The sequence below is a fragment of the Nissabacter archeti genome, from assembly GCF_018257325.1.
In the GTDB taxonomy this organism is placed as follows: Bacteria; Pseudomonadota; Gammaproteobacteria; order Enterobacterales; family Enterobacteriaceae; genus Chimaeribacter; species Chimaeribacter arupi.
This window is the reverse complement of sequence record NZ_JAERKB010000007.1, coordinates 1-24,933: the sequence shown is the minus strand read 5'-3', so window position 1 is coordinate 24,933 and position 24,933 is coordinate 1. Positions and strand designations below refer to the sequence as shown.

28 protein-coding genes are annotated in these 24,933 nt (G+C 62.0%); 17 read left to right on the top strand and 11 right to left on the bottom strand.

What is annotated here, in order from left to right; all coding sequences use genetic code 11:
• Entirely contained in the window at positions 1–384 is a 384-nt protein-coding gene (locus JK232_RS10415) for a VOC family protein (protein ID WP_212589138.1), read from the top strand.
• Between the two features lie 5 nt (positions 385–389).
• On the opposite strand, the gene JK232_RS10410 is transcribed toward JK232_RS10415, so the two are convergent.
• From JK232_RS10410 to JK232_RS10400, 3 genes are all read right to left on the bottom strand, one after another.
• Complete coding sequence (locus JK232_RS10410) at positions 390–683, bottom strand: AzlD family protein (RefSeq protein WP_101836035.1); 294 nt, start codon at positions 681–683, stop codon at positions 390–392.
• The gene (locus JK232_RS10405) at positions 680–1,411 is read right to left on the bottom strand and encodes an AzlC family ABC transporter permease (RefSeq protein WP_101829131.1); all 732 of its coding nucleotides are present in this window, start codon (positions 1,409–1,411) and stop codon (positions 680–682) included. Before JK232_RS10405 ends, JK232_RS10410 begins: the two co-directional genes overlap by 4 nt.
• Before the next feature lie 212 nt (positions 1,412–1,623).
• The gene (locus JK232_RS10400; RefSeq protein WP_072929133.1) at positions 1,624–2,364 is read right to left on the bottom strand and encodes an NADPH-dependent oxidoreductase; all 741 of its coding nucleotides are present in this window, start codon (positions 2,362–2,364) and stop codon (positions 1,624–1,626) included.
• A 205-nt stretch (positions 2,365–2,569) separates the two neighbouring features.
• On the opposite strand from JK232_RS10400, the gene pdxR reads away from it, so the two are divergent.
• Positions 2,570–4,054 carry a MocR-like pyridoxine biosynthesis transcription factor PdxR gene (pdxR, locus tag JK232_RS10395; protein ID WP_212589137.1) on the top strand — a complete coding sequence of 495 codons (1,485 nt, stop codon included), beginning with the start codon at positions 2,570–2,572 and terminating at the stop codon, positions 4,052–4,054.
• Here the strand turns inward: pdxR and JK232_RS10390 are convergent.
• Positions 4,046–4,921, bottom strand: coding sequence for a DMT family transporter (locus JK232_RS10390; protein ID WP_212589136.1), 876 nt, complete (start codon positions 4,919–4,921; stop codon positions 4,046–4,048). The two genes, pdxR and JK232_RS10390, sit on opposite strands and share 9 nt — an antisense overlap.
• A 179-nt stretch (positions 4,922–5,100) precedes the next feature.
• Here JK232_RS10390 and JK232_RS10385 point away from each other — a divergent pair, with 179 nt between their 5' ends.
• Positions 5,101–5,628 carry a GNAT family N-acetyltransferase gene (locus tag JK232_RS10385; RefSeq protein WP_212589135.1) on the top strand — a complete coding sequence of 176 codons (528 nt, stop codon included), beginning with the start codon at positions 5,101–5,103 and terminating at the stop codon, positions 5,626–5,628.
• Positions 5,629–5,741: 113 nt separating this feature from the next.
• Here JK232_RS10385 and JK232_RS10380 read toward each other — a convergent pair whose 3' ends face one another.
• From JK232_RS10380 to JK232_RS10365, 4 genes are all read right to left on the bottom strand, one after another.
• Complete coding sequence (locus JK232_RS10380) at positions 5,742–5,954, bottom strand: hypothetical protein (protein WP_072929592.1); 213 nt, start codon at positions 5,952–5,954, stop codon at positions 5,742–5,744.
• Complete coding sequence (locus JK232_RS10375; protein WP_072929590.1) at positions 5,951–6,244, bottom strand: hypothetical protein; 294 nt, start codon at positions 6,242–6,244, stop codon at positions 5,951–5,953. The genes JK232_RS10380 and JK232_RS10375 overlap by 4 nt, the downstream gene beginning before the upstream one ends.
• Positions 6,245–6,461: 217 nt before the next feature.
• The gene (locus JK232_RS10370; protein WP_212589134.1) at positions 6,462–6,746 is read right to left on the bottom strand and encodes a DUF1330 domain-containing protein; all 285 of its coding nucleotides are present in this window, start codon (positions 6,744–6,746) and stop codon (positions 6,462–6,464) included.
• Between the two features lie 4 nt (positions 6,747–6,750).
• Positions 6,751–7,428, bottom strand: coding sequence for a GntR family transcriptional regulator (locus tag JK232_RS10365; RefSeq protein ID WP_212589133.1), 678 nt, complete (start codon positions 7,426–7,428; stop codon positions 6,751–6,753).
• Between the two features lie 550 nt (positions 7,429–7,978).
• Here JK232_RS10365 and JK232_RS10360 point away from each other — a divergent pair.
• From JK232_RS10360 to fos, 9 genes are all read left to right on the top strand, one after another.
• On the top strand, positions 7,979–8,581 hold the full coding sequence (locus JK232_RS10360; RefSeq protein ID WP_101829126.1) for an amino acid synthesis family protein: 603 nt from the start codon (positions 7,979–7,981) through the stop codon (positions 8,579–8,581).
• A complete protein-coding gene (locus JK232_RS10355) occupies positions 8,553–9,398 on the top strand; it encodes an alpha/beta fold hydrolase (protein WP_101855198.1) in 846 nt (281 codons plus the stop codon). Before JK232_RS10360 ends, JK232_RS10355 begins: the two co-directional genes overlap by 29 nt.
• Positions 9,385–10,314, top strand: a complete 930-nt coding sequence (locus JK232_RS10350) for a flavin reductase (protein ID WP_101829124.1) — start codon at positions 9,385–9,387, stop codon at positions 10,312–10,314. Before JK232_RS10355 ends, JK232_RS10350 begins: the two co-directional genes overlap by 14 nt.
• Before the next feature lie 19 nt (positions 10,315–10,333).
• Entirely contained in the window at positions 10,334–11,371 is a 1,038-nt protein-coding gene (locus JK232_RS10345) for an LLM class flavin-dependent oxidoreductase (protein ID WP_072929661.1), read from the top strand.
• Between the two features lie 9 nt (positions 11,372–11,380).
• Positions 11,381–12,847, top strand: coding sequence for an aldehyde dehydrogenase (locus tag JK232_RS10340; protein WP_212589132.1), 1,467 nt, complete (start codon positions 11,381–11,383; stop codon positions 12,845–12,847).
• A gap of 193 nt (positions 12,848–13,040) precedes the next feature.
• On the top strand, positions 13,041–14,438 hold the full coding sequence (locus JK232_RS10335) for a purine-cytosine permease family protein (RefSeq protein WP_072929565.1): 1,398 nt from the start codon (positions 13,041–13,043) through the stop codon (positions 14,436–14,438).
• 214 nt (positions 14,439–14,652) lie between these two features.
• Positions 14,653–16,575 (top strand): methyl-accepting chemotaxis protein, encoded by a 1,923-nt coding sequence (locus JK232_RS10330; protein ID WP_394853988.1) that lies wholly within the window; start codon positions 14,653–14,655, stop codon positions 16,573–16,575.
• Positions 16,576–16,799: 224 nt separating this feature from the next.
• Positions 16,800–18,299 (top strand): GGDEF domain-containing protein, encoded by a 1,500-nt coding sequence (locus tag JK232_RS10325; protein WP_241522430.1) that lies wholly within the window; start codon positions 16,800–16,802, stop codon positions 18,297–18,299.
• Complete coding sequence (gene fos, locus JK232_RS10320; protein ID WP_101829120.1) at positions 18,284–18,706, top strand: fosfomycin resistance glutathione transferase; 423 nt, start codon at positions 18,284–18,286, stop codon at positions 18,704–18,706. The genes JK232_RS10325 and fos overlap by 16 nt, the downstream gene beginning before the upstream one ends.
• A gap of 56 nt (positions 18,707–18,762) precedes the next feature.
• Here the strand turns inward: fos and JK232_RS10315 are convergent, their stop codons facing one another.
• Positions 18,763–19,134, bottom strand: a complete 372-nt coding sequence (locus JK232_RS10315) for an NUDIX hydrolase (RefSeq protein ID WP_101836044.1) — start codon at positions 19,132–19,134, stop codon at positions 18,763–18,765.
• 9 nt (positions 19,135–19,143) lie between these two features.
• A complete protein-coding gene (locus JK232_RS10310; RefSeq protein ID WP_101829140.1) occupies positions 19,144–19,728 on the bottom strand; it encodes an NUDIX hydrolase in 585 nt (194 codons plus the stop codon).
• An 83-nt stretch (positions 19,729–19,811) separates the two neighbouring features.
• Here JK232_RS10310 and JK232_RS10305 point away from each other — a divergent pair, with 83 nt between their 5' ends.
• From JK232_RS10305 to JK232_RS10295, 3 genes are all read left to right on the top strand, one after another.
• On the top strand, positions 19,812–20,570 hold the full coding sequence (locus JK232_RS10305; RefSeq protein WP_072929549.1) for a DeoR/GlpR family DNA-binding transcription regulator: 759 nt from the start codon (positions 19,812–19,814) through the stop codon (positions 20,568–20,570).
• 112 nt (positions 20,571–20,682) lie between these two features.
• Positions 20,683–21,084: a (R)-mandelonitrile lyase gene (locus tag JK232_RS10300; RefSeq protein WP_072929547.1), complete on the top strand. Its 402-nt coding sequence runs from the start codon at positions 20,683–20,685 to the stop codon at positions 21,082–21,084.
• Positions 21,085–21,125: 41 nt separating this feature from the next.
• Positions 21,126–22,019, top strand: coding sequence for a LysR family transcriptional regulator (locus tag JK232_RS10295; RefSeq protein ID WP_101829118.1), 894 nt, complete (start codon positions 21,126–21,128; stop codon positions 22,017–22,019).
• A 54-nt stretch (positions 22,020–22,073) separates the two neighbouring features.
• Here the strand turns inward: JK232_RS10295 and JK232_RS10290 are convergent, their stop codons facing one another.
• Complete coding sequence (locus tag JK232_RS10290) at positions 22,074–22,559, bottom strand: (R)-mandelonitrile lyase (RefSeq protein ID WP_101858415.1); 486 nt, start codon at positions 22,557–22,559, stop codon at positions 22,074–22,076.
• Positions 22,560–22,863: 304 nt separating this feature from the next.
• On the opposite strand from JK232_RS10290, the gene JK232_RS10285 reads away from it, so the two are divergent.
• Positions 22,864–24,057, top strand: coding sequence for an MFS transporter (locus JK232_RS10285; RefSeq protein ID WP_212589131.1), 1,194 nt, complete (start codon positions 22,864–22,866; stop codon positions 24,055–24,057).
• A 355-nt stretch (positions 24,058–24,412) separates the two neighbouring features.
• Positions 24,413–24,933: type VI secretion system tip protein VgrG (vgrG, locus tag JK232_RS10280; protein WP_212589130.1), on the top strand; the 521-nt coding region annotated here is incomplete at its 3' end.

Below are 24,933 nucleotides of genomic sequence, written 5' to 3'. Positions count from 1 at the left end.
TTGAGAACCCAAAAGCGATGCATGGGCTATGTGGCGATCGTGGTGGATGATTACGACCGCGCCATCGCCTACTACACCGAAAAACTGGGCTTTACACTGGTGGAAGACACGCCCCAGCCGGGCAAGCGCTGGGTGGTGGTGACGCCCAACCCGGACAGCGACTGTCATCTGCTGCTGGCGCGCGCCTCAAATGAACGCCAGGCGGGCTTTATCGGCGATCAGTGCGGCGGGCGGGTGTTCCTGTTCCTTCAGACCGATGACTTCTGGCGCGACTACCATGCCATGAAGGCGAACGGCGTACACTTCTGCGAGGAGGCGTATGGCCTGGTGGTGGTGTTTGAAGATCTCTACGGCAACCGCTGGGATCTCTACCAGAACGCCTGACGCCCCTACATCAGGTGGCGCAGCAGCCCGGTGGCCACCACGCTGATGACCACCACCGGCAACAGCGAAAAGCGCATTGCGGCCAGCAGGGTGATCGCCAGCGCCAGGATCTCAGCAGGCTCGCGGGTGACGAAATGCGGGGCGATCACCGTGATCAGCACGCAGCCCGGCGCGGCTTCCATCACGGCGCGGGTGCGCGGGCCAAGCGTACGGTCACGCAGCAGCAGGTAGCCGCCAATCCGCGTCAGGTAGGTGCTGACAGCCATCAGCAGGATAGTCAGGAGGGTGGCGGTGCTCATGCTTTTTTCCCCACCAGCAGAATGGCGGCGATGCCGCTGAGCGCCCCGGCCGGCACATAGTAGGCCGTACCGGGAAAGAGGTGCCAGGTGATCCCGGCGCTCACCAGGCTGACCAGCCACGGCAGCGCCGCACGGGTGCCGCGCCACATGCCTTTGAGCAGCACCAGAAACACCGCCGGGAACGCCATATCAAACCCAAAGCGGGTGATGTCCCCCAGCAGCGGGCCAACCAGCACCCCCGCCCCGGTAGAGAAAACCCAGAGCAGCCAGAGCGCACCCGCCACCCCGGCATAAAAGCCCATGCTCAGCGCCGGGGCCAGCCCGCGGGCGCGGCGATCCAGGGCGTCCGCCATACCCATCGCCCAGCACTCATCACACATGAAAAACAGCGCAGGCAGAGCCTTCCGGGCGGGAAGATGGTGCAGGTAGGGCGCGAGCGACGCCCCCATCAGCAGGTGGCGGCTGTTCACCAACAGGCTCACCAGCACAATGGTCAACAGCGGCGGCGGTGACGCCCAGAGCGCAATGGCGGCAAACTCCGAGCCACCGGCGAAGTTCAGCCCGGTCAACAGCGACAGCCCGGCCGCCGTGAACCCTTTTTGCGCGGCCTGCGCGCCGAGCAGCAGCCCGAACGGCAAGATGCCGATCATCACCGGCAGCGCGGCCACCACGCCCCGGAAGACCTCATCGGAAACGCGGGTCGCGGGTGATACCCTGATGCCTGACATGGCTCCCTCCTGTTAATAATCCCGTGTGAACCCCGTGCGGGCGGATGCCCTGACGGCGACGCAGTATAGCGCAGGCGCAACATTTTTTTAACACTCAAGAGGGGGTAGACGCGGGGGGAAGCACCGCAGGAAAAGGACGAGGGAAAGGTGAAGGGGGGAAGGTAAAGGGGAAAGAAATCGCGGCAAAAGGTCGCCCTTCTGCCGCGCTACGCTTATTTCTCGGTGCCGAAGCCCTGTTTGATCACAGCCGGCAGCACGTTCGGGAAATAGATATGTTTATAATACCCACCCACGCTCTCACTCCAGCTGTCGCCGTCTGTGCGGCCAATGGTTGCCCAATGCTGCTGGATTTCCTGGTTATAACGGGCGATCAGTGCCGGCATACCCTCTTTCTGATAGGTCTCTTCATGGCGGAAGGTCTCCATCGGCAGGCGTGGCTTCTGGTGCGCCGGTTCATCGACGTAGCCCAGCGCCAGGCCGACCACCGGGAAGGTCAGGGACGGCAGCGCCAGCAGGTCAATCATCTCGTCCGGGCTGCGGCGGATACCGCCAATCGGCACCACGCCCAGCCCCGCGGAGCGGGCGGCCGTCATCGCGGAGGCCAGCGCAATACCGATGTCAGTGCAGCCGGAGACCAGGCTCTCGATGCTCTGGTGGGCGATCTGCGTCTCGCCGTTCATGGCAATCGCCTGTTCACTTTTATGCATATCCAGCACAAAGGTGAGAAACACCGGCGCCTGGGCAATCCACGGCTGGCCACCGGCGATCCCGGCAATCTGGCGGCGGCGGGCGCTGTCACGCGTCACAATCACCGACACCTGCTGGGAGTTCACCGAGGTCGGTGCACGGTATGCGGACGCAATAATCGCATCCAGGATCTCGTCAGAAATGGCAGTGTCGAGGAAACTTCTTTCACTGCGATGGCGGGTCAGGGTGTCAATAACGGAATTCATAGTACTCTCCACGGTGTCTTGCCCGTCACCCTACTATTATTCCTAGCCTGATAATTGTTTCGTTGTGCGATGGAAAACCAGGTGAAAAAGCCACATCACCGCCCGGCGGTTTCGCCCAATAAGCAGGTTATCAGCAGGTTAACTCTCGGTAACAGCCGCCGGATCGGCTACGATACCTGACCAGAGCACGGAGGGAGCACGGCGGGTGACCAGAAAAGCAACACGGAGCGAGGTGCCGGCGCTGGGCGCGCTGGATCGGCAGGCCGGGCAACTCAGCCGCCAGTTAACGCAGGCCCTGCGGCAGGCCATCCACAACGGCAGCCTGCAACCCGGCGAGATGCTGCCCTCCACACGCAGGCTGGCGCAGGCGCTGCAACTGGCGCGCGGCACCGTCACCGAGGCGTATGAGCAACTGGTGGCGGAGGGGTTTCTGGTGTCGCGCCGTGGCTCAGGCACCTGCGTCACCCCGCTTCAGCAGGCCGCGCCGCCGCCCGCCTGTGTTCCGCCTTGCGCCGCCCCGCCCCTGTCTGCCCAGGCGCACGCCTTTGCCCAGGCCGCCGGACGCATCGTCACCCTGCCCGCTGCGCCGTTTGCCGTCTCTGAGCCGGTCGGGGCCGCCGCGCCGGATGAGGTCTGGCGCACACTGGGCAACCGCCTGCGCAGCCGGGGCGCGGGCGCGCCCGCCGGTTATGCTGCCCCGCATGGCGCGTGGCCATTGCGTCAGGCGGTGGCGGAGTACGTGCGCACCTCCCGGTCGGTTCAGTGCTCGCCGGAACAGGTGATCATCACCGCCGGGATCCAGCAAGGGCTGGCGCTGTCTGCCCAGATACTGCTGGACGCCGGTGACGCGGCCTGGGTGGAGGATCCGGGTTACCCAGGCATCACCGCCCTGTTTGAGAGCGCCTGCCGTGACCGCCGGATGGTCCGCGTGCCGGTGGATGCCGAAGGGCTGGATGTACAGGCCGGTCAGGCGCTCGCCCCACATGCACGGGCAGCATTCGTGACACCGTCACACCAGTATCCGCTGGGTATGCCGATGAGCATGTCGCGCCGCAACGCCCTGATTAGCTGGGCCAGGGCGCAACAGGCGTGGATTGTGGAAGATGATTACGACAGCGAATTCCGCTACACCGGCCACCCGTTCCCCGCGTTGCAGGGGCTTGCGCCGTCACAGGTGATTTACCTCGGCACCTTCAGCAAAATCCTGTTCCCCTCGCTGCGCCTTGGGTATGCCGTGGTGCCGGATGCGCTGATTGATGCCTTTTGCGGCGCACGGCTGCTGATGGACCGGCACCCGCCGGGGGCGGACCAGACGCTGCTGGCGGCGTTTATGGCAGAGGGGCATCTGGCGCGCCATATCCGCCGTTTACGCACGCTGTATGCGGAGAAGCATCATGACCTGAACCGCGCGGTGGCGGAACAGATTGACCCGGCGCTGGCCTGGCTCCAGCCCTGCGATCAGGGTATGCACCGGGTGCTGTGGCTGCGGGAAAGCGATGACCGCGAGGTGCTGCCGCGGGCGCTGGCGGCCGGGGTGGCGGTGCGCGCCATCTCGCCGATGTACGCTGACGGCCGCGGCCGCAGTGGGCTGCTGCTCGGGCTGGGCGGGTATTCGCGTGAGCAGGTGGACGCCGCCGCCCGCACACTGAACCGCATATTGCTCGCGACACGGAACAAACCGTCAGTGTGAGCAGCGTCTGGCAGTGAGCACGCAGGCCATCACCCCGGCCATTACCGCGATCATCGCCGGTTCAACCGCCTCGTGCAGCAACCACCCGGCCAGCGCCAGCCCGAAGAAGGGTTGCAGCAACTGCAACTGGCCAACGGCGGCAATCCCGCCCTGCGCCAGCCCGCGATACCAGAAAATAAAGCCTATCCACATGCTGAACAGCGACACATAACCCAGCGCTGCCCAGGCTTCACCCCGCGCCGGGGGCCAGCCGGCGGGCACGGTCACCAGCATCAGCAATAAGGCAAACGGCAGGGCGAACACCAGCGCCCAGGAGATCACCTGCCAGCCGCCGAGCGTGCGCGACAACACCGCCCCTTCGGCGTAGCCCAGGCCGCACAGCACTATCGCCGCCACCATCAGCAGATCCCCTGATGACAGCCCGCCCACGCCCTGACGCAGCGCAAAGCCCGTCACCAGCGCCGCCCCCAGCGCGGAGAAGAGCCAGAACGCCGGGCGCGGCCGCTCACCGCCGCGCAGCACGCCAAACAGGGCAGTGGCCAGCGGCAGCAGGCCGATGTAGACCAGTGAATGGGCCGAGGTGGTGTGTTGCAGTGCCAATGCCGTCAGCAGCGGAAACCCCACCACCACCCCGGCGGCGACCGTGGCCAGCGGCAGCCATTGCGCCCGCTGCGGCGCGCGCTGGCGCAACAGCAGCAACGCCGGGCCGGCCAGCAGTGCGGCAATCACCGCCCTGGCGGCCGTCAGGAACAGCGGGTCAAACGCCAGCACCGCCAGCCGGGTGGCCGGCAGCGACCCGCTGAAGATCAGCATTCCGATAAACCCATACAGCCACCCCTGCGCCACCCTTGCTGCGTTATCCGCCATACCGTTCCCCACGCCGTAAATGAAAATATCCTGTGCCTTCCTGCCATTCTGGCGCGCCTGACGGCACAGCGTCAGAGCCACTTTGCAGGGATTTCAGTGGGCCACTTTGCCGGGGGAAATTGAGCCGGGCGGGCAAACCGGTTAGGGTGGGAACCCCTTCAGACCATGGAACGCTGCGCATGGACACGTTGCTGACACCCCGTTTTACCCTGACCCGGCTGGCTGAACATGACTGGCCTTTTTTCCTGCAACTGCGGCAGGACAGCGCGATCATGCGTTATATGGCAGAGATTATTCCGGAGGCGGAAACACGGGCGTTATTTGAACAACGTTTGCAGCCCTGGGCACCGGGCGCGCCGCACCCGCTGGATTTTATTATCCGGGCGCACGGCAGTGACACGCCGCTGGGGAATATTGGATTACGCCACGGTGATGAGGGGCCGCACGTCGCGGAAGTCGGGTATACGGTCGCAGTGGCTGCCCAGGGGCGCGGCATTGCCGGTGAGGCATTGCAGGCAGTGTGTGACTTTGCCTTCCGGCAAGTGGGCATCCGCACCCTGAAAGCGGTGATCGTGGCGGAAAACGCGGCCTCGGCCAGGGTACTGGAGAAAAATGGGTTCCGGCGTGTGGCGGTGCTGAAAGCCAGCTACACCCTGCGGGGGCAGACCTATGATGACTGGGTTTATCAGCGGGTGCGGGAAGGGTGATGCCCACGGCTGAGGGTATGCGGTACCCTGCAAAAAAACAGGGGCAGAAGCGCCAACACCGGCGCGGCTGCCCCATCGACAGAAAAGGTCGTCATGGCCCGGCAGGCCACGGCTTACGCCTCTTCCGTCACGATCACGAATGCCCCGGTTTCTTTCTTCACTTCCGCGCCGGCATCTGCACAGGCAGAGGCGAGCCGGAAAAATTCATCACTGCCAATATTCCAGTCGAGCCGGATATAGCGGTGTTGCCCGGAATGCAGCATCTCAAGTGCTTCATTGACACCCTCGGCCGATGCGCCATTCCCTGAAGTCTTCAGTTCTGTCATTTTTTCTTCCTGAGCAACTTTCTCAGCCCCCGCAGTTCTTTGGCAGAGAGTGGTGGCTCAGCAGAGGTGTTCTCCGCCGGGGCGCTGCCCGCCTCAATGGTCTCTTCCACGTTGTCCTGATATTCGGTGCCGTCCACCTCATCAGCGCTCGGTGCGGTGCCGCTGAGCGCCTCGTCCAGCAGGGCGGCCGTTAACTGGCTCAGGCTGAGGCTTTTCTCTTCTGCCTCTGTTTTGAGCTTCTCTTTTAACTCAATCGGTATCTTAACGGTCAGACTGGTGATTTCACTCATGTACAACTCCGTAACATTAAATTAAATGACAGCAACAATGATGAAAACAAACCGGCAACGTGCCGCTAACAGTGTAAACGATTACCGCAATCGATAGCGTATCTATAAGAAAAATCAGAGTGATCCCCTGTGCAAAGGGCAGGAAAAAAGGCAGGGCGAGGGGGGGAAACACGAAAGGTGGGCGCGGAAAAGGGCGGTTTCCGCGCAGGGCGCGCGGTCAGAGGCCATCCACAATGGTGATCATCGCGTCAGCGACGCCGGCGCGCCTGGCCCGTGCCTGCTGGTACGCCTCTGAGTGGTAACAGGCCAGCGCCGTGGGGTAATCGTCAAATTCAATCACCACATGTTTGATGAAGGCTGCCCCTTCCAGCGTTTCAGCCTGGCCGCCCCGCGCCAGGAAGCGGGCGTTAAACTGGCGGAATGCGTCGGGGGCCAGCGCCATATAGTGCTGATACTGTGCGGGATCATGAACAGTGACGTGGGCAATCCAGTAGGCGGACATCGGGTTACTCCTGCTCAGTTAAAATGCGTTTCGCCAGTTCAGCGGCTTCCGTGAGGTGGGCCAGCACCTCGTTGCGCGCCAGATCGGCGTCATTTTTATCAATCGCATCATAGATGCGTGACATGCGCTCAAAGCCCGCGACACGGCGCTCATGGCTTTTCAGCGTCAGGGCGCGCAGGCGGCTGATGCGGCTGTTAAGCCGCTGCACAATTTCCCAGGCGATGGTGTGGTTGGCAACCTGGAAAATGGTTTCGTAAAACGCCTGGGAGGCCTCAACCCGCCGGATGTCATCATGCTCGTTGGAGGCCTCGGCGATCTGCATCAGTTTTTGGTGCAGCCGCTGTTTGTCATGCGGTTGCGCCAGCCGGGCGCAGTCGTGCGCCGCCTCCTGCTCCAGCAGCATCCGGATGGCGTAAATCTGCTCCGCCACCTGCCAGGTCAGCACCGCCACTATCGGCCCCTTTTTCGGCAGGTTCTCAATCAGCCCTTCGGCTTCCAGGTAGCGGATCACCTCCCGGACCACGCTGCGGCTGACGCCCAGCTCTTCACTGAGTGTCCGCTCCACCAGCCGGTCACCCGCTTCAAAATACCCGGCGATAATCGCCTGGCGCACTTTGGTCAGCGCCAGTTCACGCAGGGTTTGCGGGGTATTCTCTATTTTTAATGAATGGTTTGGCAGCATGGGCTTCTCTTTGATGAGCGGAATTTTTAACGTATACGTAACAATAAGGGGCGGGCGTCCGCCTCGTCCTGACCGCCTGCTGGTTAACTATTAGCACTGTTTCGCCTGCTTTGGCAATCCTGGTATGCCATATGCCATCCGATTAACTGCATGGCGTCTTTACCGGCACCTGACGGGAAACTGCCGGAAATCCGCGCCAGTTCACAAATCTGTTATTTCGCCGGAATGCGCAAATTATCACCACCCAGCCAGCCCGACCATGTAAAATATCCCGCTGATAAATATCGACAATTATTTTACATACTGCCGCTTTCTTCGCCTTTCCCCTCCTGCACCTGTTAGTCCGGTAAACCGGTATTTCTGAAACAGCGTTGGCGGGTTAAACCCGCCTGCTGCCGGGGTTTGCCTGCTGTAGATGCCGCCCTTTTCAGAAAATTTTAAGTATTCCGTATGATGGTATACCAACTTTTGACATACAACGAAGCCCGGTGCTATACCTCGTCTCACGCCACAGAGAGTTAACATTTCATTTACTTTTGGAGGTTGTTCCATGCATCCGGATATCCGTAAGACACTGGTTTCTACTGAGACGATCTATTCCGACGGCGGCAAGGCAGCCGGCCAGCCGCTGGTGATGATCGCGGCCGCAGCCGTGGTGAAAAATCCGTGGGCCGGGCAAGGCTTCGTTGAAGATCTGGCACCAAAAATCCGCGAGATGGCCCCGGTGCTTGGCGAGCTGCTGACGGCGTTGATCATCAAAGAGGCCGGGTCGGGCGAGCAGGTTCAGGCGTTCGGCAAAAGTGCCGTGGTGGGGCTGGACGGCGAACTGGAACACGCCTCGGCGCTGATCCACACCCTGCACTTCGGCAACCATTACCGCTCGGCAGTCGAGGGGAAAAGTTACCTGGCGTTCAACAACACCCGCGGCCCGGCCAACTCCCCGATCCTGATCCCGATGATGGGCAAAAACGACGAGGGCAGCCGCGAACACTACCTGACGTTCCAGTTCAACATCAATGATGCCCCTTTCAGTGACGAAATCGTCATTGCGTTGGGCGCAGCGCTGGGCGGCAGGCCACACCACCGTATCGGCAACCGTTACCTTGACCTGAAAGAGTTAGGCCATGATCCGAAAAACCCAGCAGCTGTCTGAGATAAACCTCCGGGTCAGCTATCTGGAAGCGGGCCAGGGCGCGCCGCTGGTGCTGATCCACGGGGTCGGGATGAACGCGGAATCCTGGTATCCGCAGATGGCGGCGCTGAGCCGCCACTTCCGGGTGCTGGCGGTGGACATGCCGGGGCACGGTGAAAGCGAGGGCTTCCGCCACCCCGCCGCCCTGAACGAGTACGTCGCGTGGCTGGCAGCGTTCCTGCGTACCCAGCCGGAGGCGCGTTTTGCCGTGGCGGGTCACTCGATGGGCGCGCTGATCACCGCCGGGCTGGCGATCGACTGCCCGGCGCTGGTGAGCCACGCGGTAGTGATGAGCGGGGTGTTCCGCCGCAGTGACGCGGCCCGCGCCGCCGTCGTGCAGCGCGCCGCTGAACTCGCCGCCGGGCAGGGAGAGATCGACTCGCCGCTGGCGCGCTGGTTCAGTGACGCGCCCGGCGAACAGCCACTGCGCCGCCAGGTGGGCGACTGGCTGCACCGGGTTGACCGGCAAGGCTACGCCTGCGCCTATCAGGCGTTTGCCGGGGGCGACCAGCTCTACGCCGACCGCTGGCAGGCGATCCAGTGCCCGGTACTGGTGCTGACCGGCGAACAGGATGCCAACTCCAGCCCGGCAATGGCCCGGCAGATGGCCCAGGCCGCCCCCCACGGGCGGGCGGTGATTATTGAAAACGCCCGGCACATGGTCACCCTGACAGACGCAGAGCGGGTCAACGCGGAACTTCTGGCGTTTCTCCGCCCTGCCCCTGCACCGGTTGCCCGGCAGACCACACGAGAAGGAGTGACAGATGGACGCAGATAAACGCAGACAATTACGTGACGCTTTCGGCGCTTTTATGACCGGCGTCACCGTCGTGACCACCACGGGTGATCACGGCCAACCGCTTGGCTTTACCGCCAATTCCTTCTCCTCGGTGTCGCTGGAGCCGCCGTTGCTGCTGGTCAGCATTGACAAGCGTTCGGCCAATTTTGCCCAGTTTACCGGCTGCGGCCACTTCGCCATCAATGTGCTCGCCGAGCAGCAGAAAGAGACCTCAAACATTTTTGCGCAGAAAATTGAGGATCGCTTCGCGCTGATCGACTGGCACCCGGCTGCTTCCGGTGCGCCGCTGATTGACGGCAGCTCCGCCTGGTTTGACTGCCGCCTGCATCAGGTGGTGGATGCCGGTGACCACGCCATTTTGATCGGGGAAGTCGGGGCGTTCGGCTCCAGCGGCACCGCCGGGCTGGGTTACTACCGCGGTGCCTATTTCACCCCGTTCCATAACGCCGAATCCCTGATCACCAACCCGGAAGTGGTGGTCAGCGCGCTGATTGAATCCAACGGCCGGGCGGTGATGGTCAGACAGCAGGATGGCGGCTACGCCCTGCCCGCCCGCACCGTCGGCGGCCAGGGCGTCAGTGACACCCTGGCCGCACTGACCCGCGATCTGTCTCTGAACGCCAGCCCCGGCTTTGTCTATTCGATTTACGACGAGCGCCCCAAAAACCGCCAGCACATCGTGTTCCTGTGCGCCCTGCCGACCGATGCCGCAGAGGCACAGCCGCCGCTGCACCAGGCCGAGTGGTATCCCCTGAGCAATCTGGCCGGTTTGCCGATTGCCGACTCCGCCCTGAAATCGCTGATGAACCGTTTTGTCAGGGAACATGCGGTGGGTAATTACGCCATCTATTACGGCGATGAACAACGCGGCAGCCTTAAACATTTCGCCGGCTGAACGCCGTGAGGACGCAACCATGAAACTCTCTTTATTCGTTCATATGGAAAGAATTTCCCCCGATGAGCCGCAGGAAACGCTCTACAACGAGATGATGACGCTGTGTGAAATCGCGGATCGCGGCGGTATGCACGCTATCTGGACGGGTGAGCACCACGGCATGAATTTCACCATCGCCCCCAACCCGTTTATCAACCTGGTGGACATCGCCCACCGGACATCCAGGGTTCGCCTGGGCACCGGCACCGTGGTCGCCCCGTTCAACCACCCGATCCGGCTGGCCGGGGAAGCGGCGATGACTGACCTTATCACCGGCGGGCGGCTGGAGCTGGGCATCGCACGCGGTGCGTACAGCTTCGAATATGAACGCCTGATGCCGGGGCTGACGGCCTGGGAGGCGGGCCAGCGGATGCGTGAGCTGATCCCGGCGGTGCAGAAGCTGTGGCAGGGCGATTACGCCCACCAGGGGGAGTTCTGGTCATTCCCGTCGACCACGTCCGCGCCGCAACCGGCCAAAGACGCCGCACCGCCGATCTGGGTGGCAGCGCGTGACCCGAACAGCCATGAGTTTGCCGTGAAAAATAACTGCAACGTACAGGTGACGCCGCTGCATCAGGGCGAGGAGGAGATTGTCCGGCTGGTGACCTGCTTCAAAGAGGCCTGCCGGGCATTCCCACCGCCTGCCCCGCTGAAAATCATGCTGCTGCAACATGGCTATGTGGCGGAGGATGAGGCCGACGCGCAGCAGGCCGCCACCGAATTTAACCGCTTCTACAACTATTTCGGTGCCTGGTTCAAGAATGAGCGCCCGGTCACGCAGGGGCTGATCCAGCCGCTGACCGACGAGGAGATTGCGGCCAACCGTTACTACTCCGCCGAGGCCATGCGCACCAACCTCGCCATCGGCACCGCCAATGACCTGATCGCCCGCCTGAAACATTATGAGGCACTGGGCTATGACGAGTTCGCGTTGTGGATCGACAGCGGGATGCCGTTTGCCCGCAAAAAAGCGTCACTGGAGCGTTTTATTCACGGCGTGCTGCCCGAATTTCACTGAGGAACCCTGATGGAATCGTTCAAACTCTATATCGACGGCCGCTTTGAGGCGGGCAGCGCCTGTTTCACCTCGCTGAACCCGGCCACGGAGCAGCCCTGGGCGGAGATTGCCGAAGCGCAGGCAGAGGACGTCAACCGGGCGGTGGCCGCCGCGCACCGCGCTTTCCATGACGAACGCTGGCGCGGCCTCACCGCCGGTGCGCGCGGCAAATTGCTGCTGCGGCTGGCGGATCTGCTGGAGCAGAACGCCGGGGAACTGGCGCGGCTGGAGACGCTCGACACCGGCAAAATCATCCGGGAAACCCGCGCCCAGGTGGCGTATGTCGCGGAGTATTACCGCTATTACGCCGGGCTGGCGGACAAGATGGAGGGCCGCACCCTCAGCATCGACAAACCGGACATGGAAACCTGGGTCACGCGTGAACCCGTGGGCGTGGTCGCGGCGATCATCCCCTGGAACAGCCAGCTGTTTTTATCGGCCGTGAAAATCGGCCCGGCGATCGCCGCCGGCTGCACGCTGGTGGTCAAGGCCGCGGAAACCGCCCCGGCCCCGCTGCTGGCGTTTGCGCGCCTGATCGACGAAGCCGGGTTCCCGCCCGGCGTCTGTAACATCATTACCGGCTTCGCCGCGACGTGCGGCACGGTGCTGACCACCCACCCGCTGGTGGACCACATCGCCTTTACCGGCGGCCCGGAAACGGCAAAAAGCATCATCCGCAACAGTGCGGAAAACCTGGCGCGCACCTCGCTGGAGCTGGGCGGCAAATCACCGTTTATCGTGTTTGAGGATGCTGACCTGGCGAGCGCCGCCAATGCGCAGGTCGCGGCGATCTTCTCCGCCTCGGGCCAGAGCTGCGTGGCCGGCTCCCGGCTGCTGGTGGCAGAAAGCATCAAAGACGCGTTTCTCGAGGCGCTGACGCAGAAGGTGCGCAACATTGTGATTGGCTGCCCGCAGCAGCCGGAGACCCAATTCGGCCCGCTCTGCACCCCCCAGCAAAAAACGCGCATCCACCAGCGGGTCACGCAGTCACTGGAACAGGGCGCGCGGCTGGTCACCGGCCATTACGACCTGGATCGCCCCGGTTATTACTACCCGCCAACCATCCTCGACTGCTCGGCCCAGCCGCAGGCCGTGTGCGTGACGGAGGAACTGTTCGGCCCGGTACTCTCGGTGCTGACCTTCCGTGATGAGGCCGAAGCGGTGCGCCTGGCGAATGACACCGGGTATGGGCTGGCGGCCGGGGTGTTTACCCAGAACCTGACCCGCGCCCACCGCGTGACGCGCCGTCTGCGCACCGGCGTGGTGTGGCTCAACACCTACCGGGCGGTCTCCCCGCTGGCCCCCTTTGGCGGCTACGGCAAATCGGGCTTTGGCCGTGAAGGCGGCATGGACGCGGCGCTGGAGTACACCACCACCAAAACCGTCTGGTTACGCACCAGTGATGCGCCGATAGATGACCCGTTTGTGATGCGCTGACCCAGTGCGCAGGGCGGCGCGCCCCCGCCGCCCGCGTTATGCGTTTCAGGACGACACCGCCAGCCTGTTTCTGACGTCATCACCTGTTAAGGCAACCCTCGCCGGTTGTCAGGATGGCTGTGGGCTTTTTTCAGGGAATACCGCCTTACACCCGCTGTTTACACGCTGAAATCCTGATTTCCCGGAGGTTAGAATGAGTGCCCAGCCCGACCAGAATCGGTTAATTGAAAACAAGTCTGTTGATTACGTCCCGGCGTCAGAGCGCCACGGCCGCTCACGCAGCCTCTTTACGCTCTGGTTCTGCACCAACATTGCACCGCTTGCGGTGGTCACCGGGGCGATGGCCAGCCAGACGTTCCACCTCAGCATTGCCTCGGCGCTGACGGCGATTATCGCCGGGCACCTGTTCGGCGGGATTTTCCTGGCCCTGACGTCGGCACAGGGGCCGCAGGTGGGCATTCCGCAAATGGTACAGAGCCGGGCGCAGTTCGGCCGTTACGGTTCGCTGCTGGTGATTATCTTCGCCACCGTGATTTACCTCGGCTTCTTTATCTCCAATATCTCCCTGTCCGGGCGGGTGATTAACAATGTCATCCCGGCGTTGCCGCTCCCGGCCGCCACGCTCACCGGGGCAGTGGTCGCGACGCTGATTGGCGTGGTGGGGTACCACTTTATCCACCATATCAACAAGGTAGGTGCCTGGGTGATGGGCGCGGCGCTGCTGGGCGGGCTTTTGCTGATGCTGACCCAGCCGCTGCCGGCCGATTTCTGGCAGCGCGGCAGCGTCACCCCCGGCGGCTGGTTTGCCACCTTCTGCATCGGCGCGGTGTGGCAAATCAGCTTTTCGCCCTACACCTCTGACTATTCACGCTACCTGCCGGCCAGCGCCGGCATTGCGCGGCCGTTCCTCTGCACCTATCTGGGGGCGTGCTGCGGCACTATCCTGGCGTTTGTGTTCGGGCTGGTGGCGGTTAACCTGGTGCCCGGCAGCGATGCAATGGCCTCCGTCCGGCAGGCGACCGGCTGGCTCGGGCCGGTGCTGATGGGGCTGTTTTTGGTCAACATCATCTGCCATAACTCCATGAACCTGTATGGCGCGGTGCTCTCGCTGATTACCGCCGTTCAGACGTTCCGCCCGCACTGGACGCCGGATGCGCGTGTCCGGGTGCTGTTCTCCGCGCTGGTGCTGGCAGGCTCGGTGCTGACGGCCCTGGCGGCTTCCGCGCACTTCGTCACCTTTTTCCTGAACCTGATCCTGGCGTTGATCGCCGTGCTTATCCCGTGGAGCGTGATTAACCTGATCGATTTCTACCTGATCAATAAACAGCGCTATGACATCCCCTCGATTTTCAGCGCGGACGGCGGGCGTTACGGGCGGGTCAACACCCGCGCCTTGCTGGTCTATTTCGGTGGGATTGTGGTGCAGGTGCCGTTTGTGGAGAACGCCTTTTTCACCGGCCCCTATGCCAACCTGATCCCAGGGGTGGATATCTCCTGGATTATCAGCCTGGTGGTGACCAGCATCGCCTACCCGCTGTTCCACAGCCGCCATGATGTGCGGGTGCCCAGCGGCCGGGCGAGCAAAGCCTGAGAGCCGCCCCGCCCGGCTTTCCGCCCCGGCCATGCCCCTGCCCTTTGGCGGGGGCTTTTTTCAGCCCGCCGGCTTCTTTTTCCCGCTGGCTAAAGTTTCGGCAAAAACCCACCGATAACTTACCAGCAGGACGTTTATGTACAGGATGTCGCCTATGTGATAGCGCAACGCCGGGAGTGCCATAATGGCCGGAAAAGTACGACAGAAACACCCCATGAGTACCCGCACACAGATGCTGCTCACGGGCGCGTTAACCATCACCCTTGGGTTTGTGGTCACCATTGGTGTGCTGAGCTGGCAGTCAGGCCGCGAGCAAAAATTGCTGGCCGGGCAGTACCTGCAACAGATCGCCCAGTCCAGCGCCCTGCAAATCCAGCAGGAGCTGAGCTATGCCAGGGATGTGGCGCACAACCTGGGCCAGAGCCTGATCGCCCTGCCCGCCGCCGGGATAAAAGAGCGCGCCGCCGCCGATAAGCTGACGGAATACGCCCTGCGGGATAACCCTGATTACCTGTCGATGTCCGTGATTTTCGAACAGGATGCCTTCGACGGGCGCGACGCCGAGTTCGCCGCCCTGCCCGGCCAGGCACCGAACGGCCGCTACGCCTGGTTTGTCGACAAAAACCAGGCGGGCCAGTACGCGATGCACCCGCTGCTCTCCTATGCCACGCCCGGCCAGGGCGACTACTATCTGGTGCCGCAAAAGAGCCGCAAAGATACCCTCACCGAACCCTACACCTACGCCTATAACGGTGTGCCGACGCTGCTGACTTCCGTTTCGTCGCCGATCGTCAGTGACGGCAAACTCTGGGCGGTGGTCGCCTCCGACATCTCGCTGGCGTCGTTGCAGAAAAAAGTCGATCAGATAAAACCCTGGGAAGGCAGCGGCTACGCCATGCTGCTTTCGCATGGCGGCAAAGTGGTCTCCCACCCGGATAAAACGTTAGCGGGTAAAGTCTGGCCCGGCCGGGCCGATAACTTCACCGCGGACATCGTGCAACAACATGACGCGCGGCTGGACGAAGAGGTGATGGTGACCTGGCAACCGGTCACCATCGGCAACAGCGACCAGCCGTGGTACCTCGGCGTGGTGGTGCCGGTCAGCCAGGTGATGGCGGCCGCCAACCGGCAGTTAACCAATGCCGTGATCCTGATGGTGGTGAGCATCCTGCTGGTGAGCGCGCTGCTTGGGGTAATTTTCAGCCGCAAAGTGCTGCGGCCGATCGGCGGCGAGCCGTTGCAGGCTGCCACCATTGCGCTGGCGGTTGCGGAAGGCAAGTTGGATAACGCCATCCCGGTCAGTGCCGGTGACCGCAGCAGCCTGTTTTTTGCCCTGCACACCATGCAGGCGCAGTTGCGCGGTATTGTCGGCCAGCTGAAAGAAGCCAGCGACTCGGTGCGCCAGGGCGCAGGCGAGATTGCCGGCGGCAACCTGGATCTCGCCTCCCGCACGGAACAGCAGGCCGCCGCGCTGGAGGAGACCGCCGCCAGCATGGAGCAGATCACTGCCACCGTGAAACATAACGCCGCGAACACGCACCAGGCCACGGTATTGACGGAGAACGCCACCCGCATCGCCGGGCGCGGCGAGCTGCTGGTGAACCAGGTGGTGGAGACGATGACGCAGATTGATGACAGCGCCCGGAAAATCGGCGACATCACGGCGATCATCAACAGCATCGCGTTCCAGACCAATATCCTGGCGCTGAACGCTGCGGTGGAGGCCGCACGGGCCGGTGAACAGGGGCGCGGCTTCGCCGTGGTGGCCTCTGAAGTGCGCAACCTGGCGCAACGCAGCGCCACCGCCGCCACCGAGATCGCCGCGCTGATTGAAGAGTCCGGCCGCCGCGTCGGCAGCGGGGTGCAACTGGTGCACGATACCGGCAACACCATGCAGGAGATGACCCAGGCCGTCACGTCCATGCAGAGCATTATCAACGAGATCGCCACCGCCTCGGACGAACAGGCCAAGGGCATCAGCCAGGTGACGCTGGCGGTCAACGAGATGGACGGCACCACCCAGCAAAACGCCGCCCTGGTGCAGGAGATGTCTGCCGCGGCCAGCTCGCTGGAGGCGCAGGCGCAACAGCTCGCCCAGACAGTAGAGCAGTTCCGGTTGTCGGCCCAGCCTGCGTAACCGGCAACCGGATCGGTAGCTTGTCTGCGTGACAACGCGGCCACCCTGTCAGGTGGCCGCTTTTTTGTGCATGTGCGCCGGGCCGGTGATGCCTGCGTAACGGTTTTTGCCGGAACGCGTTATGCTGGGGGGATACGCCTCCTTTAACACAAATTATCTTTCCGGAGACAATGTTGGCCCTATTCCGTAACCGGTCCCCTGAACGCATCATGCGCGCGTGTTTGATGATTATCAGCGCGGCGGTGCTGTTCACCGGCACCTGGTCGCTCTGGCACTCCTGGCACGGCACCGTGCAGGATGCCGAGAAGGACGCGAAAAACCAGTCGCTGTCGCTCTCGCGGCAGGCGCAGGATACCTTTTTACAGGTGGAACTCACCCTGGAGGAGCTGGCGCGCAACGCAGACGCGATGTTTGCCGCGCCGTCCCATTTTGCCGGGCCGGGCGGGCTGCTGGCCATGCAGAAGAGCAAACTGCCGCAACTGAATGGGCTGTTCGTCTATGACGCGCAGGGGCGCTGGGTCACCACGACCGCGAAACACGTGCCGCCGCGGGCCAATAATGCTGACCGGGAATATTTTATCTGGCACCGTGAGCATAACGACGCGCTGATCCACGTCGGGCATGTGATCCGCAGCCGCTCCAGCGGGGAGCTGATCATCCCGGTATCCCTGCGCCTGAATGATGCGCAGGGGGCGTTCCGCGGCGTGGTGCTGGGCACGGTGAGAGTCGATTTTTTCCGCCACTTTTATGGCTGGTATGAGCAGGGGCCGAACGATCTGCTCGGGCTGCTGCACGCTGACGGCACCATCCTTTATATGCGCCCCTTCCCGGACAGCGTGATTAACCGCAGCCTGGCGCACAGCCCGCTGTTTACCCGCCTGCTGAAAAGTGCGCTCACCGGCACCCGCACCTGGAAAAACCGGGTGGACGGCGTAACGCGCCTGACGGGCTATGCCCGGCTGGAGCGCTACCCACTGGTGGCGGTGGCCGGTTATGACCGTAATGCCTTACAGCGCACCTGGTTCAGCAATAATGCGGTGATCATCATCCTGAACGGCCTGCTGCTGTTGCTGGTGATCGTGCTGGGCCTGCTGGGGTTGAGGCAGTTCAACACCACCTTGCGTAAACAGCGTGAGCTGCTGGAAGTGCGTGACGAGCTGACGCGGGTCAACCATACCTTGCAGGATCTGGCGCTGGTGGACGGCCTGACCGGCATCGGTAACCGCCGCCAGTTCGATTTTTATCTGGAGCAGTGCCTGCTGCGTGCGAAAGGGTCCGGGTTGCCGGTGTCGCTGGTGATGCTGGACATCGACTTTTTCAAAAACTACAACGATGCCTTTGGCCATGTTGCCGGTGACGAATGCCTGAGGCAGGTCGCGGAGATCCTCGACCACCTGCCGCGCCGCGGTGCCGACCGGGTAACCCGCTACGGCGGCGAAGAGTTCGCGCTGATCCTGCCGGGCACCGGCGCCGATGAAGCCAGACAGGTGGCGAAACGCGCACTGGCGGCCCTGCGCCGGGCGGCCCTGCCGCACAGCGCCAGCCCGTTGCCGGAAAAAATCGTCACCCTGAGCGGCGGCGTCAGCACCGCCCACCCCGGCGGCAGCGCCGATGAGCTGAAACGGGCGGCCGATGCCGCGCTCTATCAGGCCAAACGCGCCGGCCGTAACCGGATTATGGGTGCCGGGGTGGCGTCAGAGGAGGAACCGTGCTTCAGGGGCTGAACCACCTTACGCTGGCCGTTTCAGATCTGGCTGCCAGTATGCGTTTTTACCACGGGCTGTTAGGCCTGGAGATTCAGGCGCACTGGGAGAACGGCGCTTACCTGAGTTGCGGTCCGTTATGGTTGTGTCTCTCTTATGATGCGGCCCGCCGTCCGGTCGCTGCGGGAAACAGCGATTATACCCACTACGCGTTTACGATAGCGGAACAGGATTTCACGCCTTTCACTGAACGTCTGCGCACTGCCGGGGTAGTCATCTGGAAAGAAAACCGCAGTGAAGGGGAGTCCTTTTATTTCCTCGACCCCGATGGTCATAAACTGGAAATCCATGTCGGCAGCCTGGCCCAACGACTGGCGGCCTGCCGTCAGTCGCCGTATGCCGGGATGGTGTTTAAGGATGAGCCATAAAATCCGCCCGGCATGATGCCAGCAGTATCCAGCGCCAGCCGGGCCGTGTTGACCGCTTACCCCTCACTGAACTGCGGGATTTCCTCAATCCGGGTAAACAGGGTCAGCCCCAGTGATTGCCCGAGGCGCACATCCTTATCTGCCCCCGCTGATGCGCCGGGGAGGCGCAGGATCGCATCACAATGGCCGATCAACCGGTGCGCCACCGGGTAGAGGAACGCTTCGCTGATCTCATCCCCAATCCGGTTTGACCCGGCCGTCTGCGCCAGCGGCAGCGCCAGCCATTCGCCAATTACCGGCGTATGCCCGCGTTGGTAAACCGCCAGCGCCGCCTGCGCCAGTTTCGCCAGGTTTTCGTTAATCTGCGCGAGCGAACCGTCAGTGCCGCTTCTGACCGGGCCGGCAATCAGGATCATCATTCTTTTCATTATCATCTCCTAGAGCTTCGCATGAATTGCAAGGTAGTGAAGCAACATGATGGTTTTGGCATCCATGATGTCGCCGGTGTCGATCGCCTTCAGGGCGCGTTCAAACGGCCACTCCAGCACCTCGATGTCTTCGCCCTCCTCTATCACGCCGCCGCCCTCCCCGCGGCGATGGCGCGCCGTGTATTCGCCGATGAAAAAGTAGAGCTTTTCCGTCACGGAGCCGGGGCTCATATAGGCCTCGAACACTTTCTCGACCTTTGTGATTTGAAAACCGGTCTCCTCTTCCGCCTCCGCCATTACCCGCGCTTCCGGCGAGGCGTTATCCAGCAGCCCAGCCGCCGCCTCAATCAAAAAGCCGGAATGGCCGTTGATATACACCGGAAAACGGAACTGCCGGGTCAGCACCACAGTGCGTTGGGCCTTGTTGTATAACAGGATCACCGCGCCGTTGCCGCGGTCATACGCTTCCCGGCTCTGCGTCTGCCAGGTGCCGTCGCGGCGCAAAAAGTCGAATGTGTAGGTTTTCAGGGTGTACCAGTTGTCAGATAACAGGGTTTCCCGGATGTGACGAACGCGCTGACAATCTTTTTCCATAGTGCAGGCCTCATAAGGGGTGACAAAAAACACGCTATCATGCACAATCGTGCAATATCAAGAAAATTCGTGAAGGATAAATGATGCTCGCCAGCCAACGGAAACAACAGATTTTGCAGATTCTCGCCGAAGAAAAACAGGTGCTCTCCTCAGAACTTAGCCAACGATTTGGGCTGTCTGAGGACTCTATCCGCCGTGATCTCAGGGAATTGGCAGCCGAAGGGCTGGTGCAGCGGGTGCACGGCGGCGCGCTGCCGGTGTCTGCCGCCCTGGCACCGTTCGATGTAAGAAAAAGCGTGCAGATAAACTCAAAACGTGCAGTGGCGAAAAGGGCCGCCAGCCTGATTCAGCCGGGCCAGGTGGTGCTGATGGATGGCGGTACCACCACGGAAGAGATGATCACTTTCCTGCCGCCGGATCTCGCCATTACGGTGGTCACCCACAGCCCAAGTATTGCCGTCGGGCTGGTCAGCCACCCGTCAGTTGAGGTGATCCTTATCGGCGGAACGCTGTTTAAACATTCGGTGGTGACGATGGGGGCATCTGTGCTGGAGGCTACCCGCCGGATAAATGCCGATCTGTTCTTTATGGGTGTCACCGGCGTGCACAAAACGGCCGGGTTCACCACCGGGAACTACGAGGAGGCGGGCATCAAACGGGCGCTTTCCGGGCGGGCCGCCGAAACGGTGGTGATGGCCTCACAGGAAAAAATCAATTCCGCCTCCCCGTTCGCCATCGGGGATCTCGCGTTGGCCGCTACGTTAGTGGTGGATACTGAGCTGGAACCAGAGATGGAGGCCGCCCTGGCCCGGCAACAGGTAGCGGTAATCCACGCCGATTAATGAAATTTTCTCATGACACCATTCTTCTTCCGGCACTTACGCTTTGCCGGTGTTTTTCCTATGCTTTTGTTCAGCTAAACACTCTGCTTATTCTGCTGACAGGAGATTCATCATGACGAAAATTTATCAGGCGGGTTCCCAGGCCTCGTATGCCGGGCCGGAAGAGTGGTTTACCGGCACCGTGCGGGTTGACCCGCTGTTTGCCGCTGAGGAACCGGCGCGCACCAGCGGCGGCAGCGTCACCTTTGAACCCGGCGCGCGTACCGCCTGGCACACCCACCCGCTGGGCCAGACGCTGATTGTCACCGCCGGGTTTGGCTATGTGCAGACCTGGGGCGAGCCGGCCCGCGAAATCCGCCCTGGGGATGTGGTCTGCATCCCGCCGCATGAGAAGCACTGGCACGGTGCCTCGGCCACCACGGCCCTGACCCACATCGCGCTACAGGAAGCGCAGGACGGCAAGGCAGTGGAGTGGCTGGAAAAAGTCACCGATGAACAATACGGTGGTCAATAAGCCCTTTTTCCCGGTAACCCTTATCACCCAGGAGGACGCGATTGGCGCGGGAAAACCTTAACGATCTGACGGCCTTTGTCACCCTCGCCCGTGAGAAGAGTTTTACCCGGGCCGCCGCGCAACTGGGGGTCTCGCAGTCGGCGTTAAGCCACAGCCTGCGTACCCTGGAAACGCGGTTGGGCATCCGGTTGCTGACCCGCACCACCCGCAGCGTGTCGCTGACGGATGCCGGTGAACATCTGCTGAACGATCTGGGGCCGTACATTGACGGCATCCAGGACACCTTGCAGTCGCTTAAGGATCTCAACGGCACGCCGTCCGGCACCATCCGCATCTCCACCTCTGATTACGCCATCAATACCGTGATCTGGCCGAAAGTGCGGGGGTTATTGCGCGACTACCCGGAGATCCATCTGGAGCTGATTGATGACTACGCGCTGACCGATATTGTCTCCAACCGGTTTGATGCCGGTACGCGGCTGGGCGAGCAAATTACCAACGGCATGGTGTCGGTGAAAATCGGGCCGGATGTCCGCTTTGCGGTGGTCGGCGCGCCCGGCTATTTCACGCAGCACCCGGTGCCTGAACACCCTAACGATCTGCTGCAACATACCTGCATTAATCTGCGCTTTCCTACCCACGGCAATCTGTATGTCTGGGAGTTTGAAAAAGACGGCAAAAGCGTCAATGTGAAAGTGGAAGGCCAACTGGTGTTCAGCCGGATTTACCAGAACCTGTCTGCCGCGCTGGAGGGGTTCGGGCTGGCGCATGTGCCGCGTGACATCGCCGAACCCTACATTGCCCGCGGGGAACTGGTCAGCGTGCTGGAGGACTGGTGCCCCTATTGGGACGGCTATTACCTCTATTACCCGAGCCGCCGCCAGCCCTCAAAAGCCTTCAGCCTGCTGCTGAATGCGTTGCGCTTCTACCAGTAACGCCTTGTACATTAACCGGCATCGCACCGGTTAACGGCCTCAGCACACGCTGGGTTACTGGGTGTACTGTGCGTCACTCACCTTTTCCAGCCAGGCCACGGCCTCTCCTTCCGGCGTTGCCTCCTGGATCGCCAGATGCACCATGCCTGTTTTGTCTGTCGCGCCGTGCCAGTGCTTCACGCCCGGCGGGCAGTGCACCACATCCCCCGCGCGAAGGGTCTTTTTCTCACCGCCCCATGCCTGCACCCAGCCGGTGCCGGAGGTGACGACCAGCGTTTGCCCGAGCGGGTGGGTATGCCACGCCGAACGCGCGCCCGGCTCAAAGGTGACATACGCACCGGTGGCGCGCTGCGGCGGCACCGGCGAAGTGAACAGCGGATCAACCCAGACACGGCCAGTAAAATTCGCCGCTGGCCCTGGGACAGAGGCGCGGTCTTCACTTTTTGTCAGGCGCATCTGGGTCGCTTCGGCCTCCGCAGCCTGGGCAGGCAGGGCAAAGGCCAGCATCAGGGGCACGGCGGCAGGGGTAAAACGCATCATCAAGGCATCTCCTGTTTCAGCATGGAAAAGGTGGGCAGTCGGGTGCTGAACGTGGGAACGTTCTGCGCAGCCTTACAGGGAGGGTATCGGGCAGCGACGGGCCAGAGAAGGGCCGGATCGTGATAACTGTTATGAATAAAACCGATAACACGCCCCGATTCATGCGTTTACTTCATAACTGCCAGCAAATTATCGCTATATTCTGCTGAGTCACCCCTGACTACACTATGCCTCTTATATCCATTATGTTGGCCGGCGCGGCTTGCCTGCGTCCGGCGATGTTTATTCCAGGAGAATGATGACGATGTCAGTCACCACTGAGGCGACGCGCCCGCGCCAGATGTGGAGCGCCGTCGGGGCGATGACGCTCTGCGTTGCCATGCTTATTGCCTCTGAATTTATGCCGGTGAGCCTGCTGACGCCGATTGCCCGGGATCTCCATGCCACACAGGGCATGGCCGGGCAGGCGATTTCGGTATCCGGGTTGTTTGCCGTGCTGACCAGTCTGCTGATCGCGCCGCTTGCCGGGCGGTTTGATCGCCGCCACATCCTGATGCTGATGACCTTACTGATGATGGCCTCGCTGGTGCTGATCGCCCTGGCCCCCAGTTTTGGGGTGCTGATGGCGGCACGCGCCTTTCTCGGGATGGCGGTAGGCGGTTTCTGGGCGCTCTCGACCGCCACGGTGTTGCAACTGGTGCCTGAACCGCTGGTGCCGAAAGCACTGGGCATGATCTATATGGGCAATGCGGTGGCGACGGCATTCGCCGCCCCGGCCGGGGCCTATCTGGGGGCGGTGATCGGCTGGCGCGCAGTATTCTGGGGGCTGGTGCCGATGGTGGTGGCGAACCTTCTGTGGCAGTGGGTCAGCCTGCCGGCGATGCCGCCGCGCGCCGGCATTCCGCTGTCACGGGTATTCAGCCTGCTGAAACGCCGCCATGTCGGGTTTGGGATGCTGGCGATTATGCTGACCTTCGCCGGGGCGTTTGCCTCGTTCACTTACCTGCGGCCTTTCCTGGAAACAGAAACCGGTGCCGCGCCGGAACAGCTCTCCCTGCTGCTGCTGGGGCTGGGCGCTGCCGGATTCGCCGGCACCTATATTGCCGGGCAGTTACTGGCGCGGGATCACCTGTTGCGGCTGTTGCGCGGTTTGCCGGTGCTGCTGGCGCTGGCCACCGCGGGCCTGTTGCTGATGGGGCATTTTGTGCCGGGCGTGGCGGTGATGATGATCCTCTGGGGCGGCATTAATGCCGCGATCCCGGTCTGCTGGTCTACCTGGCTGTCCCGCGCCCTGCGTGACGAACCGGAAAGCGGCGGCGGGCTGATGGTCGCCTGTATCCAGCTTGCCATTATGCTGGGCGGTGCGCTGGGCGGCCTGCTGCTCGACCATTTCTCCATCACCGCCACTTTTACCGGCGGGATGCTGCTGCTGGTGTTATCGGCGGTGATCGTCGGCCGCGGCGGGCGGATTTGGTGGACGGCGTCGCGGGGCGATTAACTGCAACGTGTTGATAGCAAGATATGAAACCGAAAATGGTGCCTGATTAACATATGTAGTAACGGCGGTGGATGTATCACTCAGGTTTTTCCCCACATAAAATCAGAGACTTTCACTGCCGTTTTCTATGAATGCATTAATATTTCAACGTAATAAGTTTTAAAAAATACAGCCCTTTAATCTTACCTCCCTCTTTAAAACATCACCCCCATCAATACCTTCCCCTAAACCAATAATATCTTTGTATTTCATAAGCTTATTTTTCTATGCTATGTTCCTGAGCGTTGTTTTTTTCTCCAACGCTTACCACGCTATGGCACCAACGGGTGTTGCCCCGGTGCACACAGGGAGCCTTATGAAAATTCCCCCCCCAATATTCTTTGACCACCGCCACCATCTGCTGCGTGTGCGCGGCTGCACCGCGGAGCTGGATATGCTGGGCCTGACCGCGGAGGAGGCCCTGAGCCGGCCCTTCTGCTACACCCTCACGTTTACCTGCACCGATAAGGCCCTCGACCCCGGCGCCTTTCTGCTGCAGGACGCCACCCTGACCCTGCAGGCCCCGGTTGACCCGGGCAGCGGCATCCGCCTGATGCAGCCGGTGCGGGTAGTGCAGGGCGTGGTGACCCGTTTTACCCGGCTTGCCACCTCGAAAGATGAGAGCCTGTATGCGCTGGCGTTGCAGCCCCGGCTGGCGCTGCTGTCGCGCAGCCGCCAGAACGCGATTTATCAGGATATGTCGGTGCCGCAGATTGTGGAGAAAGTTCTGCGCGAGCGCCATGACATGCGCGGGCAGGATTTTGTGTTCACCCTTTCCCACGAGTACCCGCGCCGCGAGCAGGTGATGCAGTATGGCGAGGATGACCTGACCTTTAT